This is a genomic window from Serratia sp. KH_031 (assembly GCF_057839655.1).
The window spans coordinates 748,566-764,655 of the sequence record NZ_CM174496.1 but is presented as its reverse complement, the minus strand read 5'-3'; the positions used below and the strand labels follow the sequence as shown (position 1 = coordinate 764,655).

12 protein-coding genes are annotated in these 16,090 nt (G+C 50.0%); 7 read left to right on the top strand and 5 right to left on the bottom strand.

Annotation, left to right across the window (positions count from 1 at the left end; all coding sequences use genetic code 11):
- Position 1: 1 nt before the first annotated feature.
- The gene (locus tag AC3ISQ_RS03375; RefSeq protein ID WP_489350567.1) at positions 2-3,292 is read right to left on the bottom strand and encodes a DUF5107 domain-containing protein; all 3,291 of its coding nucleotides are present in this window, start codon (positions 3,290-3,292) and stop codon (positions 2-4) included.
- 107 nt (positions 3,293-3,399) lie between these two features.
- Here AC3ISQ_RS03375 and AC3ISQ_RS03370 point away from each other — a divergent pair, with 107 nt between their 5' ends.
- The 3 genes from AC3ISQ_RS03370 to AC3ISQ_RS03360 all read left to right on the top strand — a co-directional run bounded on the left by AC3ISQ_RS03370 (position 3,400) and on the right by AC3ISQ_RS03360 (position 6,908).
- Positions 3,400-4,602 (top strand): ROK family protein, encoded by a 1,203-nt coding sequence (locus AC3ISQ_RS03370; protein ID WP_489350566.1) that lies wholly within the window; start codon positions 3,400-3,402, stop codon positions 4,600-4,602.
- A gap of 374 nt (positions 4,603-4,976) precedes the next feature.
- Positions 4,977-5,912 (top strand): LysO family transporter, encoded by a 936-nt coding sequence (locus AC3ISQ_RS03365; protein WP_489350565.1) that lies wholly within the window; start codon positions 4,977-4,979, stop codon positions 5,910-5,912.
- 390 nt (positions 5,913-6,302) lie between these two features.
- Positions 6,303-6,908 (top strand): transglycosylase SLT domain-containing protein, encoded by a 606-nt coding sequence (locus AC3ISQ_RS03360; RefSeq protein WP_489350564.1) that lies wholly within the window; start codon positions 6,303-6,305, stop codon positions 6,906-6,908.
- Between the two features lie 46 nt (positions 6,909-6,954).
- On the opposite strand, the gene AC3ISQ_RS03355 is transcribed toward AC3ISQ_RS03360, so the two are convergent.
- Together AC3ISQ_RS03355 and AC3ISQ_RS03350 are read right to left on the bottom strand one after the other, a co-directional pair.
- Positions 6,955-9,129: a YgiQ family radical SAM protein gene (locus AC3ISQ_RS03355; RefSeq protein ID WP_489350563.1), complete on the bottom strand. Its 2,175-nt coding sequence runs from the start codon at positions 9,127-9,129 to the stop codon at positions 6,955-6,957.
- A gap of 89 nt (positions 9,130-9,218) precedes the next feature.
- Complete coding sequence (locus tag AC3ISQ_RS03350) at positions 9,219-9,953, bottom strand: GntR family transcriptional regulator (RefSeq protein WP_489350562.1); 735 nt, start codon at positions 9,951-9,953, stop codon at positions 9,219-9,221.
- A 188-nt stretch (positions 9,954-10,141) separates the two neighbouring features.
- On the opposite strand from AC3ISQ_RS03350, the gene AC3ISQ_RS03345 reads away from it, so the two are divergent.
- The 3 genes from AC3ISQ_RS03345 to AC3ISQ_RS03335 are packed head-to-tail and all read left to right on the top strand — an operon-like array spanning position 10,142 to position 13,482.
- Positions 10,142-11,158 (top strand): ADP-ribosylglycohydrolase family protein, encoded by a 1,017-nt coding sequence (locus AC3ISQ_RS03345; protein WP_489350561.1) that lies wholly within the window; start codon positions 10,142-10,144, stop codon positions 11,156-11,158.
- Positions 11,159-11,164: 6 nt separating this feature from the next.
- On the top strand, positions 11,165-12,553 hold the full coding sequence (locus tag AC3ISQ_RS03340; RefSeq protein WP_489350560.1) for a purine-cytosine permease family protein: 1,389 nt from the start codon (positions 11,165-11,167) through the stop codon (positions 12,551-12,553).
- The gene (locus AC3ISQ_RS03335) at positions 12,550-13,482 is read left to right on the top strand and encodes a PfkB family carbohydrate kinase (protein ID WP_489350559.1); all 933 of its coding nucleotides are present in this window, start codon (positions 12,550-12,552) and stop codon (positions 13,480-13,482) included. The genes AC3ISQ_RS03340 and AC3ISQ_RS03335 overlap by 4 nt, the downstream gene beginning before the upstream one ends.
- Positions 13,483-13,538: 56 nt before the next feature.
- On the opposite strand, the gene AC3ISQ_RS03330 is transcribed toward AC3ISQ_RS03335, so the two are convergent.
- Positions 13,539-13,862 (bottom strand): hypothetical protein, encoded by a 324-nt coding sequence (locus tag AC3ISQ_RS03330; RefSeq protein WP_489350558.1) that lies wholly within the window; start codon positions 13,860-13,862, stop codon positions 13,539-13,541.
- 600 nt (positions 13,863-14,462) lie between these two features.
- Between AC3ISQ_RS03330 and AC3ISQ_RS03325 the strand changes: the two genes are divergently transcribed.
- Complete coding sequence (locus tag AC3ISQ_RS03325) at positions 14,463-14,726, top strand: hypothetical protein (protein WP_489350557.1); 264 nt, start codon at positions 14,463-14,465, stop codon at positions 14,724-14,726.
- Positions 14,727-14,780: 54 nt separating this feature from the next.
- Here the strand turns inward: AC3ISQ_RS03325 and AC3ISQ_RS03320 are convergent, their stop codons facing one another.
- Positions 14,781-16,040, bottom strand: coding sequence for a nucleoside permease (locus tag AC3ISQ_RS03320; RefSeq protein ID WP_489350556.1), 1,260 nt, complete (start codon positions 16,038-16,040; stop codon positions 14,781-14,783).
- Between the last annotated feature and the right edge of the window lie 50 nt (positions 16,041-16,090).

Below are 16,090 nucleotides of genomic sequence, written 5' to 3'. Positions count from 1 at the left end.
TCTATCCTCTGGTGATTGAACCCAACAACGTCGTGAACAACGGGCCAAATAACTGCGCTTTGTCGTGGCTTGGGTTCACAGAAAGCAGGCTTTCCAGCGTTTGCTGAGCCGCAGCCGTTTGCCCAAGCCCCCACTGCGCCAACGCCGTCACCAATAGGCAATGTTGCTGATGTGCCGATTGCAGATCGTTGTCCAACGCCATCAGATCCGGCAGCGAGACAGCAAAGAAATCGGCGCTGACCGTTTCAGTACGCTGTTGCTGCGCCCATTGCAGCATCTGGCTAAACAACGCCTCCGCCTGCACGGTTTCCCCTAGCTGTTTCAACGCCATGCCGCGATAGAACAGATAATCTATCGGCTGATCGTTGTAATAACGGCTTTGCGTCATTTCACTGTGACCGGCACAGGCACGTTGCCAATGCGCTTTGGCATCCTCACCGACAAGTGAGGCACAAACCCCCAGCCAATAGTGAATATCGTTGTCACTTTGCCCAGCCAGTCGTCCTTCTGCCAGATTGTGCGGATAGTGCAACGCCGCTTGCAGCAACGCTTGCGCCTGTTTTGGTTGCTGTTGTTGCAAGGCTTGGAATGCCAAACGTTGTTGGTTGATCAAGTACTGGCCGGTGACTTTACCTTCGCCACCTTCCCACGGATGGAACTCACGCTGTTGCAAGATCGCGCGCGCTGCTTCCAATTGCTCACATTGGTTATACAAGCTCAGCAGTTCGGCGGTGAGATCGTCACGCTTCGCCACGACTGGCAGATGTTGCGTCAGTTGTGCCAAACGTTGCTGTGGTGAGGTTGCCAATTTCTTCGCCAGTTGATCCAGTTCGAATAACAAACGGGCATCTTGTGGTTCCAGATCAAAAGCACGCTGTAGATACTGCTGCGCCACATCGTACTGCTTCAGTTTATTGAAGGCGTGAATACCCAAACTGCGCCAACCGTCGGCAAAGTCCGGTTGCTGCGCCACACAGCGTTGCCATAGCTCAATCGCCTGCGCGTAGTTGCGTTTGCTGTAATGGAAACAGGCCAGCAGGTGCTGTGCGAAATAGCACTCTGGCAGTTGCTGCAACATGCGCACTTCCGCCAAGGTATTCGGGAAGCGAACCTGTTGCGGGAATGCCGCCCGAGCCTGCGCCAACAGTTGCGGGAATTCGTCACTCTCTTTACGCAAGCTGGCCAGCAGATAGCGCGGCAAGGTTTCTGCGCTATCCAGCAACGTCAGCAATTCAATTGCCTGTTCTTTGCATCCCCATTCATTCAACAGGTTAGCGATAGTCAGCGCGTTGATGCCACGACAACCCGTGACTTCACGCAGCGTCTTAAGATCCGCCGCCGAACGGGTTTGCGCATAGCGTAGATAATGCAGGGTGTAATGCAGCGGTAAGACAGCAAGTTGTTGGTCGATATAACTCAGGCTCTGCTCGCCTTTACCTTGCCGTTGCAGCAACAAAGCTTTCAGCGCGATCAGCGGATAATGGCTAGCGTTCACTTTCAAGCTGCTATCACAGAACGTCAGCGCCTGAGCGATGTCACCACGCCGCGTCGCCACGCGCGCCAAGCCATAGAAACCGCCCGGCTTGCCATTGCCGCTCCAAATAGCACGATAGAAATCTTCGTAGGCCGCATCGTCATTGCCCAGTTGTTCCTGCGCGCAGCCACGGATCAGACTAGCCAGCCCACATTGCGGGTTACGGTTCAAATGATGGGCGCGTTTCAGTGCCGCATCGGCATAGGTCATTGCCAGTGGGAAATTAGCGCGGTTGTATTCCAACGTCGCCATCGCCAGATTGCAGCGATAATCGAGCGGATCTAACGCCAAACCACGCAGGTAGTATTCTGGAGAAGCGCAACTAGCATGGTTGTATTGTTCCAAGTGCTGGCCGATAAACCAGGCTTCATCCACGCTGTTGATTTGTGCCGCTGGCAACGGCGCTTTAGCCGGCTCAGGCAGGATGGCTTCATCGTCGGGTTGATGCTGGAGATAGCTGAGCACGCTATTGCCTTGCGCATCCAACAACTCGATAGTCAATCGCCCTTGGAAATCGCCGTTGATCTGCTCCAATAACGCGTTGCCCGGTTGTAGATCCAACATGCGATCGAGCAAGATCTGATGATCGCGATCGGAGCGGATCACCACACGATGTTGCTCCAATGGGGCAATGGCATAAACACCCCAGGTCAGATGTTGTCCGTCACTTTCCAGTTTCAGTGCAACCTGAGTATTAGCGTTCTGCACCATACCTAACTGGCTGTAAGGCAGGAAGTTTTGCACGAAGCATTTTTCTTCGTAGCCATCCAACCAAGTGAAGTCCGGCTGGTTATCGGTATAGACGCCGGTCATCAGTTCAATATACGGACCGTTACTGTCGGTCAAACTGCGATCCCACGCCTGACCGAATTCGCCATGCCCCCAACTCCACTGCTTTTTGCCTGGTGAAACATGGTGATCGGCAATGTGCAGCAACCCACCCTGTTCATCGTGGCTGTAAGCACCAACGAAATCGTAATCCGATTTATGCGCCATGTAGGAAGTTGGGACTGGGATATTCTTGTAGCGCGAAATATCCACACCAGCCGAATAATCCACTTTGTAGTAGGTGCCGGTAGCGATCGGGAAGGAAGAAACGTCGCGTTTACCGTGGTCAAAGACCGCCGTCACATCTGGTGGGAAGACGCTCTGATGATCGTCGCCGCCTTTCACCGCCGGATTCGCCCACCACAGGAAATGCCGTGGCGTCGGGTTGGCGTTGTAGATCTTGGCACTGATTTCGATCAACGCACGATCGGGGTACAGAGTAAAACCGGCCATCACCTGCAAACCACGCATCGGTTCGACTTCGCCCAGCCACACCGTTTGCGCGCCACTTTCGTGCTGCTGAATACGATAATCGACTGGCATGTAAGTGGTTGGGCGGTGGTGCTGCGGCCAGTTGAACTCGATACCGCCAGAGATCCACGGCCCAAGCAACCCCACTAGTGCCGGTTTGACCACTTCGTTGTAGTAAACAAAATCGCGTTTTTGCACTTTGTCATAGGCGCGATGAATACGCCCGCCGAGTTCTGGCAACAACATCACGCGCAGGTAATCATTCTCCAGCCAAATCGCCTGATAGCTGCGTGTGGTTTTCTCACCACTGAGAGTGTCGATCACCCCATACGGATAAACCGCGCCGGACGATCCTTGGTACACCCGGTGTTCTAGGAACATCGGATGGGGATCTTGCGCCCCGGTGCCGTAGGTCGGTAATTCGATCTGTTCTTGCCAAACTTTGACTGTACCTTGCATGCTTTCCTCACTAAAAATACTAAAGGTTGCTTTTTTTGCAGTCTAGATGACAAAATCGGCGGCATTATGCACACTGTTCACGCAATACAGTAAACGGAGTTTAATAAATGGCATTGCAAGGTCTGAATAACCAACGGGTGCGCAACTTCAACAAGCGGGTGCTGTGTGCCCTGCTGTATCGGGAGAAAATCGCCAGTAAATCCACGCTGGCGCGGCTGTCGCAGCTTTCAATTCCAGCAGTAGGTAAGATCCTCGATGAGCTATTGGCTGAACGACAAGTTGAGCATAGCGAGCAGAATCTGCATCGCCGTGGCTTGGGTGGCGGCAGTTATCGTATTGCGGCAGTGGAGCAACGCATTCTGTGCCTAAATGTATCGCCCTATCTAATCGAAAGCGTGGTGGTTGATGGTTTGGTGACGCCATGTAGCGCCTTTAATCAGTTACCGATTATCGCCACTACGCCGCAGGCGCTGTTGCAAGAAATGGTGCAGATATACCACCTGCATCGCCAACAACAAGGCGTACCGTTGAAGATTGCGCTGTCGATTCATGGGCAAGTCAACCCGGTGACTGGCGTGTCGCAACGGATGCCACAAGCCCCGTGGCAAGAACCTATCGAGATCAAATATCTGCTGGAAGAACGGCTAAAAACTGAAGTGTTGATCGATAACGACTGCGTGATGTTGGCATTGGCGGAAAAGTGGCAAAATAGCGCTAACGTGCAAGATTTCTGCGTGATCAACGTCGATTATGGTATTGGCTCATCGTTTGTCATCAATCAGCAAATTTACCGTGGTAGCCTATTCGGCAGCGGACAAATCGGCCACACCATTATCGACCCCGATGGCGGTATTTGTTCCTGTGGGCGTTACGGTTGCTTGGAAACCATCGCCTCACTCTCTACCTTGAAGAAAATGGCGCGCATCCAACTGAAGGCGACGCCGCAACCACTCCCCGAAGGCGAAAGACTGAAAACCCCTTCCACTGCAGAATTAATTGCTCGTTATCATCAGGGTGACCACGCTTTGCAGGTGTTGGTGCAACGAGCGGCACAGGCCATCGGGCTGAGTTTGTATAACTTTTTGAATATATTGAACATCAACCGTATCTATCTGTATGGTCGCAGTTGTGGCTTCGGGCAAGATTGGTTGGATACCATCATCGCGCAGACCGGTTTCAGCCCGTTCGATCGCCACGATCAGACTCGCGCTAACGCCACACATATTGGTTTCGGTGCGTTGACGCGGCAACAGCAAGTGATGGGCATTGGTTATTTATATGTCGAGCAGGCGCTGACGGAGATGTTATAGATTCATCAGATTGCAAGCATAACGGATCTTCGCCTCTCTTCCATGAGTACATCAGCATCAGGTAGCTTTGAGTCATTACACTTTCTTAATTAAAATTAGAGATTCTAATAATTAAAATTATTTCATTAGAAAAATTATAATACTGATTTAATTGTGATAACTATCGGTTAATGCTTGTGTGTTTTTTGTTTTGGCTTCTCATGCTGCCATCTTGTTATTTTGTAGTATTTTTAACTTTTCCATCATGATGGAATTCAATGAGGAAATTGACCTTGTAGATCACATGGGTTTACATGTGCATAACTTTAAAATAATGGATACGTCGCCCAGAGAGTTTTGAAACCATTATATCTACTTTTAATTTGGACTAATTAATGAATACTGCACTGTATAATTTAACACCCATTCTTATTGCTTTTATTTTCGGATTCAATTTTAAAAGAATATTTTCAAGAATAAATATGCATATGATTGAAAAAATGTCTAATTTCTGCCTCTATTCTCTTTTAATACTTATGGGGGTTACCGTAGGATTTATTCCAGATATTACAGAAAAACTCAGTAGCGTAGGTATTACGGCTATAAGCATCGCTGTTGCATCATCTCTTTCAATTGCTGTTGTTTTGAAAATATTCTATTTAATCAGTAATAATAACACCGAAGAAAAAAAAGAACTTAATAATCAACAAAAAGTGGCTTTCGATAGCATGGGGTATATTAAAGATCCAATTCTACTTGGCGGGCTTGTCATACTCGGATTTATGGCTGCATACTATAATGTGGTTCCTAAACTTGACTATGATATCACTATTTCATCTTTATTGTACTTGTTGATATTTATTATTGCAGTAAAGCTTTCTTTTTCAGGTATAAATATTAAGAGAATTTTCTTCAATAAACAGAATCTGATTATGACTTTGTTGACGGTTCTTGCATCCTATGCCGGTGCTGCAGGTGTCTCTCAGTTTCTTCCATTAACCCTTAGCCAAAGTTTGGCCGTAAGTTCTGGTTTTGGTTGGTATACATTGTCTGGGATTTTATTTACTAAAATGGGTGACCCATTATTAGGATCGGTGGGTTTTCTTTGTGATCTTTTCCGTGAGGCGATTGCATTGTTACTGATACCAACCCTATCAAGAGTGGGTAATGGAAATATTGCTATCGCAGTAGCAGATGCTACCGCTATGGATGTGACTTTACCTGTTATTGAGAAGCACTGTGGAGTGTCATACGTTCCCGTTGCGTTACTTTCTGGTGGAATAATTACAATTATTGTTCCATTCCTAATCCCATTCTTTTATTCAATGTGAGTTCGCTCCCATTTAGGCGAGAACTTCTGTGTGTAAAACGATGATATTTCCGGCTCAATGCCAGCTATTTACTCGGAGCGAAGTCGCTAAAAGACGGTACGAAGTGAGGTGTAGTGGTACCTTCCGGGCAAAAGTGACTCGACATTGAGGCAGTCGCTCCAACTCGTTCGACACACATTGCAGCATAAGCAGGAGTATACTGTGCGGCATGCCTGTGCGCCGTTAAAAGCATCTACAGCCGTCTTTTTAATAGTTCTCGTTCTGCCTTCAAACGGGTATTTTCCCGGTGCAGCTGTTTCAGTTCCTCATAAGTTCGGGTTGCAGCCAAGCGGCCATTTGAATTACTTTGGACAAATAAACTGAGTAAAAAACAATACAGAACGGAGCAGCATGAAATTTTCTTTCTCACATGGGTCACGTTTGGCGATGGTCTGCCTGATGCTCGTTTTGGCGGGTTGTTCCAGTAAAAAACCGCGTACCAGTTATGATGCTCAGGCCTTCAATGACGCGATCGAAGATGCTGCGGATAAATACGATGTCGATCAAAAACTGATTACCGCGATGATTAAAGTGGAATCCGGCTTTAACCCGGCGGCGATCAGTAAGTCCAACGCCATCGGCCTGATGCAGTTGAAAGCCGACACTGCGGGTTGCGATGCTTATCGCTACAAAGGGAAAAGCGGCTGCCCGGACGACGATGATCTGCTCGATCCTGATACCAATATCGATCTCGGTGCGGCCTACTTAGCCGTATTGCAAAAACAACAACTTAAAGGGATCGACAATCCTGTCACCCTGCGTTACGCCACCATTATCGCCTACGTGAATGGCACCGGCGCGCTGCTGCGTACCTTCTCCAGCAACCGCCAACAGGCGATCTCAATGATTAACGCCCTATCGCCGGAAGCCTTCAACTGGCATGTGCGTCAATACCATCCTTCCTCACAGGCTCCACGTCATTTGATGAAGGTGGAAGCAGCTTACGAGCAGTTGTGATTTTCAAAAGTTAAAAGGAGAACTCGTGAGTTCTCCTTTTAATCCGTTACTTAGCCTTACCACCACGAATTGGTTTCCGAGCCGGCGGCTTATTCGACGGCGTGCGCTGCCGAGTAATATCAGTATGCTTAGTCAGCGCCGGGCGAGTATGGCGCGACAGCCGTTTCGCTTCACGTTGTTCGTCGATGCTTGGCGCTGGCACCAGACATTCACGGCGGCTGCCGATCAGGTGTTTCATGCCCATCTCTTCTAACGCAGCGCGGATCGTCGACCAGTTGGCCGGATCGTGATAGCGCAGCAAGGCTTTATGCAGACGGCGCTGGCGATCACCTTTCGGGATAAATACGTCCTCACTCTTATAACCCACCTTGCTGAGCGGGTTTTTACCGCTGTAATACATGGTGGTGGAGTTCGCCATCGGCGAAGGATAGAAGTTCTGCACCTGATCGAGACGGAAGCGGTTCTTCTTCAACCACAGCGCCAAGTTCACCATATCTTCGTCACGCGTGCCTGGGTGCGAGGAGATGAAGTATGGGATCAGGTACTGTTCTTTACCCGCCTGCTTGGAATACTGATCAAACAACTGTTTGAAACGATCGTAACTGCCCATACCCGGCTTCATCATCTTCGACAACGGCCCTTCTTCGGTATGTTCTGGTGCGATCTTCAAGTAACCACCAACGTGGTGAGTCGCCAATTCCTTGATATAACGCGGATCTTCCACTGCCAGATCGTAACGAACCCCGGAGGCGATCAGGATCTTCTTCACCCCTTCCAGTTCACGCGCCCGACGATACAGCTTGATGGTCGGCTCATGGTTGGTATCCATATAAGTACAGATTTCTGGATACACGCAGGAGGCGCGGCGACAAGTTTGTTCAGCACGTGGGTTGGTACAACGCAACATGTACATGTTGGCGGTTGGACCACCGAGATCAGAGATCACGCCGGTAAAGCCCGGAACTTTGTCACGAATTTCTTCGATCTCACGAATGATCGAATCTTCTGAACGGCTCTGAATAATGCGCCCTTCGTGTTCGGTGATCGAACAAAACGAACAACCACCGTAGCAGCCACGCATGATGTTGACCGAGAAACGAATCATGTCATAGGCCGGGATACGATCTTCGCCGTAGGAAGGATGCGGAATACGCTGGTATGGCAAAGCAAACACGCTGTCCATTTCCGGCGTGGTCAGCGGGATAGCCGGTGGATTGATCCACACATAGCGATCGCCATGTTTTTGCATCAGCGCACGTGCGCAGCCTGGGTTAGTTTCGTGGTGCAGAATACGCGAGGTGTGGGCATACAGCACTTTGTCCGCCTTCACCTTTTCAAAGGAAGGCAGCAGCACGTAGGTTTTCTCCCACGGCTTCGGCTTGGCGGCACGCACAGTGACCGCTTTGGCCTCTGGCTCAACGGTTTTAGTGCCGTCAGCACAAGGCAGGTCTTCGCCGTAAGGGTTAACGATCGGTTCGATACGTCCCGGCTTGTCCAAACGCGTGGAATCCACACCCGCCCAGCCCGGCAACGGCTCTTTACGCATTACTGCGGTGTTACGAATGTCGTGGATGTCAGCGATTTTCTCACCGCCAGCCAGACGGTGCGCCACTTCCACCAGCGGACGCTCGCCGTTGCCGTAGATCAGCATATCGGCTTTAGAATCCACCAACACTGAACGGCGCACGGTGTCAGACCAGTAATCGTAGTGCGCAATGCGGCGCAGGCTAGCTTCGATACCGCCAAGAACAATCGGCACATCTTTATAAGCTTCTTTGCAGCGCTGGCTGTAAACCAAGGTGGCGCGATCTGGGCGTTTGCCACCCACATTACCCGCGGTGTAAGCGTCATCGTGACGTAATTTACGATCGGCAGTATAGCGGTTGATCATCGAATCCATGTTGCCGGCGGTGATGCCGTAGAACAGGTTCGGTTTACCCAAACGCATGAAATCTTCTTTATTACTCCAGTCTGGTTGGGCAATGATGCCCACACGAAAGCCCTGTGCTTCCAGCATCCGGCCGATGATCGCCATACCGAAACTTGGGTGATCGACATAGGCGTCACCGCTGATGATGATCACATCGCAACTGTCCCAGCCGAGGATGTCCATTTCTTCGCGTGACATCGGTAAAAACGGCGCGGTGCCAAAGCATTCCGCCCAATAAGGTTTGTAGGAAAACAGTTCGCGATCCGGTTGGATCAAGCTGGTCGTGCTCATTCTGGTGCTCTTTTGCAGGTTAATTTATCGCCGGGCGGCGATTATACGCACTCCCCACTAAAAGAGCATGAATATTTCTCAGATTTCCCTTAACTATTTACTTCAAACTCGTATACATCACTGCGACATAAGGTTTCACTGAATTCTAACACTGCGCCTGCGGCATTACGGCTGGTCTGCACAACGCGCAGCAACGGCGTACCACTGCTGACGTTCAGCAAGCTGGCAGTTTCTTCGCTACAGGAAACGGCTTTCAACAAGAAATGCTTACCTTCCGGTACGATGCCGCGTGTTTGCCACAACGCATACAGTGAATGTTCTAGCTGTTCAGGATCGGGCAGGAAACACGGTGGGATATAAGTGGTTTCCAGCGATACCGGGCTGCCATCCATCAAACGTAAACGGCGCAGTTTGACCACTTGATTACTGCCACTCAGTTGCAATGCCTTGGCAACATGCGCTGGAGCGGTCATTTTGGTACGCAACAACCACTGGTTACTGACCGTGCTGCCATTTCGCAGCATCTGTGCGGTAAAACCCTGTTCCTGATTCAACGAATAACCAATGTGCATGGCGACACGGGTGCCGACGCCCTGCTGGCGCGAAATTAACGACTTATCCTCCAGTAATTTCATCGCCTTACTGACGGTAACGCGCGATAAATCCAACGCCTCAGCCATCAAGCGTTCCGGGGGTAAAAAATCGCCTACCGCCAATACCCGCTGCTTGATGGCAATTTCGACAGCCGTCGCCAATTGAATATAACGGGGAGCCGCGATCGCCTGCGCCACCTGCTGGCGCAACCAGAGTGTAAAATCGTTCATCAAACCCGACCTCTTGTTATTCTTTATCGTCCGCTTTTACCTTAATTTCTCCCTCCGTGGTAGAGAAAGGCAATGGAGTTAGATTGGCTTCACATTTTTCGCATATTGGACTTTAATTGGATCTACATTGTACGTAATGTCTCCATGTTGATGTTTTTTAGATCAGCAGCCAACACCAGGGAATATCCATGAAAAATAGAATAAAACCCCACCAAGCCATACTGGGCGCGCTCTACGGGCAAGCAGTTGGCGATGCGATGGGGATGCCTTCCGAACTCTGGCCATTACAACAAGTACGCCATTATTTTGGCTGGATAGACCAGTTCCTGCCAGGTCCTGAAGAAAATATCGCCGCTGTAGGGTTCATCGCCGGGGAATATACCGACGATACCCAACAGGCGGTGGCGCTGATGGATGCGCTGCTGGCGGCTAACGGGCATGTCGAACCCGAACGTATTGCCCATCACATCATGTTATGGGCAGAACGTACGGATGCCTTTAACAAAAATATTCTCGGCCCAACCTCCAAAGCCGCACTATTAGCTGTGCGAGCCGGTACGCCAGTGGCGGAGATCCCAGCGAATGGCGTGACCAACGGCGCAGCGATGCGTGTGGCTCCATTGGGTTGCCTATTCTCGACGCAAGATCAGCCCGCGTTTATCGAAGCGGTACGCTTGGCTTGTAGCCCAACACATAAGTCGGATATCGCCGTTGCCGGAGCTTTTGCCATCGCTTGGGCAGTCAGCCGCGCGATTGACGGCGCAGAGTGGACGGCGATTAAGCAGGAACTGCCGGCTTTAATCGAGCAAGTTCAACAGCAGCAGGTCACCACCTTCAGCCCATCACTCAGTCGCCGTATTGTTATGGCGTTAGAATTTACCGGCACTATCCGCCACTTGCCGACGGCCGATGCGCTCGCCGAGTTGTATCACAGCATCGGGGCCGGGATGGATAACATCGAGTCGATCCCGATGGCCTTTGCTCTGGTGGAATTGGCAGAAACCGATCCTCAGCGTTGTGCCATTCTGGCGGCGAATCTGGGTGGGGATACCGATACTATTGGCGCTATGGCGACGGCCATTTGTGGCGCACTGCGCGGCATTGACGCATTTCCGGTGGCATGGATTGAAACTATCAACCAAGCCAATCAGATTGACTTTCAGCCATACGCGGCGGCTTTATGGGCGCTGCGCAATCAGGAATAAGCCATCATGAGTGAAATCAGCCGCAGTGAGACATGGAAAGCCGAGAGTACCGGTATCGACCGCGTACCTGATGCCGAGCAGACCGCCAAGCCCATCGAGTTATTTTGGGTGTGGTCAGCAGCCAATATAGGCATCCTCGGCGTGGTGTATGGGGCGATCATCGTCGCTTTTGGTCTATCGTTTATCCAATCGATCCTCGCCGCTTTGGTGGGCGTCGCTAGCTTCGCGCTAGTGGGGTACACCAGCTTTGCCGGTAAACGAGGCCGCACCTCAACGTTGACTTTATCGCGGGTGATTTTTGGTTTGAAGGGCAATATCGCCCCAACCACTTTCAGTTGGATCAACCTAATGGGCTGGGAGGCGGTGAACGTCATCACCGGCACCCTGACGTTAGCGGCGCTGTTTCAGGCCATCGGCTTTGGTGACAGCCATCTGCTGACCGCTTTGAGTTTGCTGCTATTTGGCGGCCTGACCATCGGGGTCAGCCTGCTAGGCCAGAACACCGTGGTGTGGATGCAAAGCTGGTTCAGCCGCATCTTCGGCACCATGACGCTGATTGTGGTGCTGTATATCGTTTTCAATACGGAATGGCATCAGGTTTTAGCGCTGCCTTCCGGTAGTTGGCTGACCGGTTTCTTACCTGCAGTTTCAGTCATCGCGGCGGGTACTGGCATCAGTTGGGCGATTGCCGGCGCGGATTACAGCCGTTATCAGAGCCCTAAATCTTCAGATAAAAGCATTTTTGCCGCCGTGGTCGGTGGAGCCTGTTTGCCGCTGATTTTGTTAATGTTCACCGGCATTTTGCTTTCGGTACAGTTGCCAGATCTCGCCAGCGCCGCCAACCCAATAGCGCTGATTGGTTCCGTGTTGCCTAAATGGATGGCAATTCCTTATCTGTTAGCGGCAACCGCCGGGATCGTCACCATCGCGGTACTCAGTTTGTACTCTGCCAGCCTGAATTTGTTAACCATCGGCGTAAAGGTCAAACAGACGTTAGCGGTATCCATCGATGCGGTGGTGATGCTCGGTGTCGCTATCTATGTGTTGTTCATTTCCGGCGACTTTATGGGGCCGTTTATCTCCTTCTTGGTGTTCTGCGGGGTCTTCCTCGCAGCCTGGGAAGCGATTTTCATCCTCGATTATGCTAAGTTGCGCCGTCATCATGGCTATGATGGCAATGCGTTGTATGGCCTCCACGGCCAAAATCGCGGCGTACGCAAAGGCCCTCTGTTCTGCTGGTTCTTGGGCGCGCTGTGCGGTTTGCTGGTCACAAAAACCGGCTTTATCGACGGCCCACTGGCAAAAGGCTTGTTTGCTGACTCCAGCTTGGGGTTGTTCGTTTCTTTTCTGGTTAGCTTGGCAGCCTACGGTCTGTACCTGAGAATACGTAAATGAGTGAATTTTTAGCAATCAATCCAGTGCTGGTACTGGGTGGTGCTGTCGGCGATATCGTGCTGACGCTGCCGCATCTGCCCCGTAGCGGTGAAGATATCGAAGCCGTGCCACAAGCGCGGCAAATCGGCGGCTGTGCCTTTAACGTGGCACGTGCGCTGCGGCGCTTAGAAGTCCCGGTGATCAACGGTATGCCAGTAGGTAATGGCGACTGGGGCACGGCAATAGAAGCCGCCATGAACGAGCTCAATCTGCCAGTATTGCTGCGTCACGGCCAGATGGATAACGGTTGGTGTCTGGCTTTAGTCGAGCCTAACGGTGAACGCACTTTTGTCACCGTCACTGGCTGTGAAGCGCAGTGGAATAAACAGCAACTAGCCACCTTACCGCTGGAGCCGGAAACCATCGTCTATGCCAATGGGTATGAGCTAGTAGGTGAATCAGGGGAAGCATTGTGCGAATGGATCACTCGCCTGCCGTTCGATCAATGGCGACTGATCGATCCCGGTCCGCGCGTAAATCAGTTGAGTAGCGAGTTCTTCGCCATGCTCAGCGACAGCCATACGCTACTGACGCTCAACCGCGATGAAGTTGCACAACTGTGCGGAGAAGGCGATGCCGTAGACGCCGCTCAACGCTTTGCCGCCGCCCATAACATCAGCTTGATTTGTCGGTTGGATCGCGATGGCGCTTGGATCTGCGATGGTCAAACACCACCGCTGCATGTTCCGGTATATCCGGTTGATGTGGTCGACACCATCGGTGCGGGTGATGCCCACTGCGCGGGTTTGCTCGCGGGGTTATCCGCCGGTTGGCCGCTACCGCAAGCGGTCTCACTCGCCAACCGCGTCGCCGCCTGTGTCGTCGCCAGCACCGGTGCCGCTGGTGCGCCTGATTGGCAGCAACTGCAAGAGCGCTTCCCTGATGTTTGAATATTAACAAAGCATTGGCGTTTATGCGCCAGTGCTAATCATGTTAGAAAATAATATTATTTAACTAGCGTCATTCTTATTTGATCGCCAGACTCTAACTTATAATCACAATAGGTTAATCCATTATTTTCTGTCGGTTTTTCACCAGCATTCAGAAGTGTTGTCACTTTACTCCCCTTTTCTGCCATCGGATCAAACCCTTTCCATGTGCAACTTGCTTCTGAGGGAGAGCAATAAACCATACTCATCACTTTATCACTGTCTTCCTCTTGTTTAGTTGCCGCAATACTTTCTGGTTTTGGGCATGTCACCGTAGCAGAAAAACCAGAAAATGATGTCATGCTCAAAGCAAAAATCGTCAGAATCAAAGTCTTATTCATGATAGTCACTCCAATAACCCATCCTTATGAATGGAGAGTAAAATATAGTTCAGTTTTCAATCAACAATAGAGTAATGCATATAATATTATGTTACTTATCATTGATAATACTCACTTCATGAATATATAAATATAAAACAAAGAGATATAATCATGGAAATCGTGAATTTGGTTCTTTATACAACTAACATGCAGCCTAAAAACCACACAATAGTTAAGATAATCTTCATTGAAATGTATTTTGATTACCCAAAAATCAACAGATTTTCACATGAAAGATCAAATGAACCCTTAACAAACTAATGGTTATGTCAGTATTGCCTTCACATTAGATATTTCAGACGCAAGATCATTCAAGTTGTTTCGAGGTGGCTAACAAATGTGAATCACGAATTAGTTGGTACCGGATGCAACTCGAATTATTTTGGGTATAGCATATTTATACATTTTCTTGTAGTGAACGATGTGCCTAGTTTATTTTTGAATTATCCAGTCCTAGTCGTTCAATAAAGAACAAGGGTAAGCTATTAGAGTTTTGTGTTCGGTGTGAACTCACCGAGCACATTATCCTATTCTCTAAAATGTGATTGAGGTGGTTTGATGAATAAAAGGCTCGCGGTTTTCCAGATTATTTTCACTGGAATATTAATCACTAGCGGTGTGGTTAATAACGTTGCACAGGCAACTCAACAAGGGCAGGAACGCCGAGTCGCACGTGATACCAGACAGGATACCCGCCAAGATTCGCGCACCGAAAAACGTGACTGTATAACTAGCAATGATAAAAGCAACAACGATTGCCGTCAGGACAAACGTAGCAGCAAGCAAGAAGGCAGAGAAAAAGCACGTGATATCAAATATTAAGGGTTCACTCATTTGTTGATGTGGGCACCCAGTGCCCACATCTATCACTGGTGATCAATGCCCTCGCTGTAACACACCTACCTCATCTTCTGGACGATGCTTGTATTTGAAGGTCACGGCGAATATCACCGCTAATATCAACGTGTACAATGCGAATATCAGCCAGATACTTTGCCAATCCTTCACGCCATTGACGGTGAAATAATCCACTACCTCGCCACTGACAATCGCCCCGACATAGGCTCCCACACCGTTCACCATGGTCATAAACAAACCTTGGGCGCTGGCACGGATACTGTGATCGGTTTCTTTCTCGACAAATATCGCACCCGAGATATTGAAGAAATCAAACGCACAGCCGTACACAATCATCGAAAGCAATAACAACAGGAAGCCGAATCCTGCCGGAGTGCCATAGGCCAAGAACAGGAAACGCAGTGTCCAAGCGATCATGCTGATCAGCATCACCTGTTTGATGCCGTATTTACGCAGGAAGAACGGAATGGTGAGGATGAAGAACACTTCAGAAATTTGCGACAGTGACAGCAGCACCGAAGGGTAACGCACGCTCAGGCTGTCCTGATACAACGGGTTACGCGCAAAATCATGCAGGAACGGGTTGCCGAAAGTATTAGTAATTTGCAGCGCCGCGCCCAATAACATGGCGAACAGGAAGAATATCGCCATACGTTTTTGCTTGAACAAGGCAAAGGCATCCAACCCCAACATGCTCACCCAGCTTTGTGATTTTTTAACGTTGCTGGTTGGGCACTGCGGTAAGGTCAGCGAGTACACCGCTAACGCCAGTGACACCGCCGAAGCCAAGTACAGTTGCATGTTGCTCAATTCGATATGGCTGAAACTGACAAACCACATGGCGGCGATAAAACCGACGGTGCCATAGACGCGCACCGGTGGGAAATCTTTCACCGTGTCATGGCCATTTTTTTCCAGGCAGAAATAGGAAATCGCGTTAGATAGCGCCATCGTTGGCATATAGACCATGGCATTAAACAGCATGACCCAGAACATCACCATCGGCTGATCGACCTGTGCGGCGTAATATAACGCCCCAGCGCCCAGCAAATGACATAAACCATACAGATAGTTAGCTCGCATCCAACGGTCAGCAATAATCCCCGCCAGACTTGGCATGATCAGTGAAGCCACACCTTTAGCACTGTAAACCATACCCACTTGCGCCCCGCTGAAATGCAGGGTGTTGATCATATAAGAACCTAGTGTGACTAACCACGCACCCCAGATAAAAAACTGGAGAAAGATCATCACTTTCAATCTTGTTTTTATTGCCATCGACATCACCTTATTATTTTGATTAAGCGATGATTCGGGCGGCAGAGCCC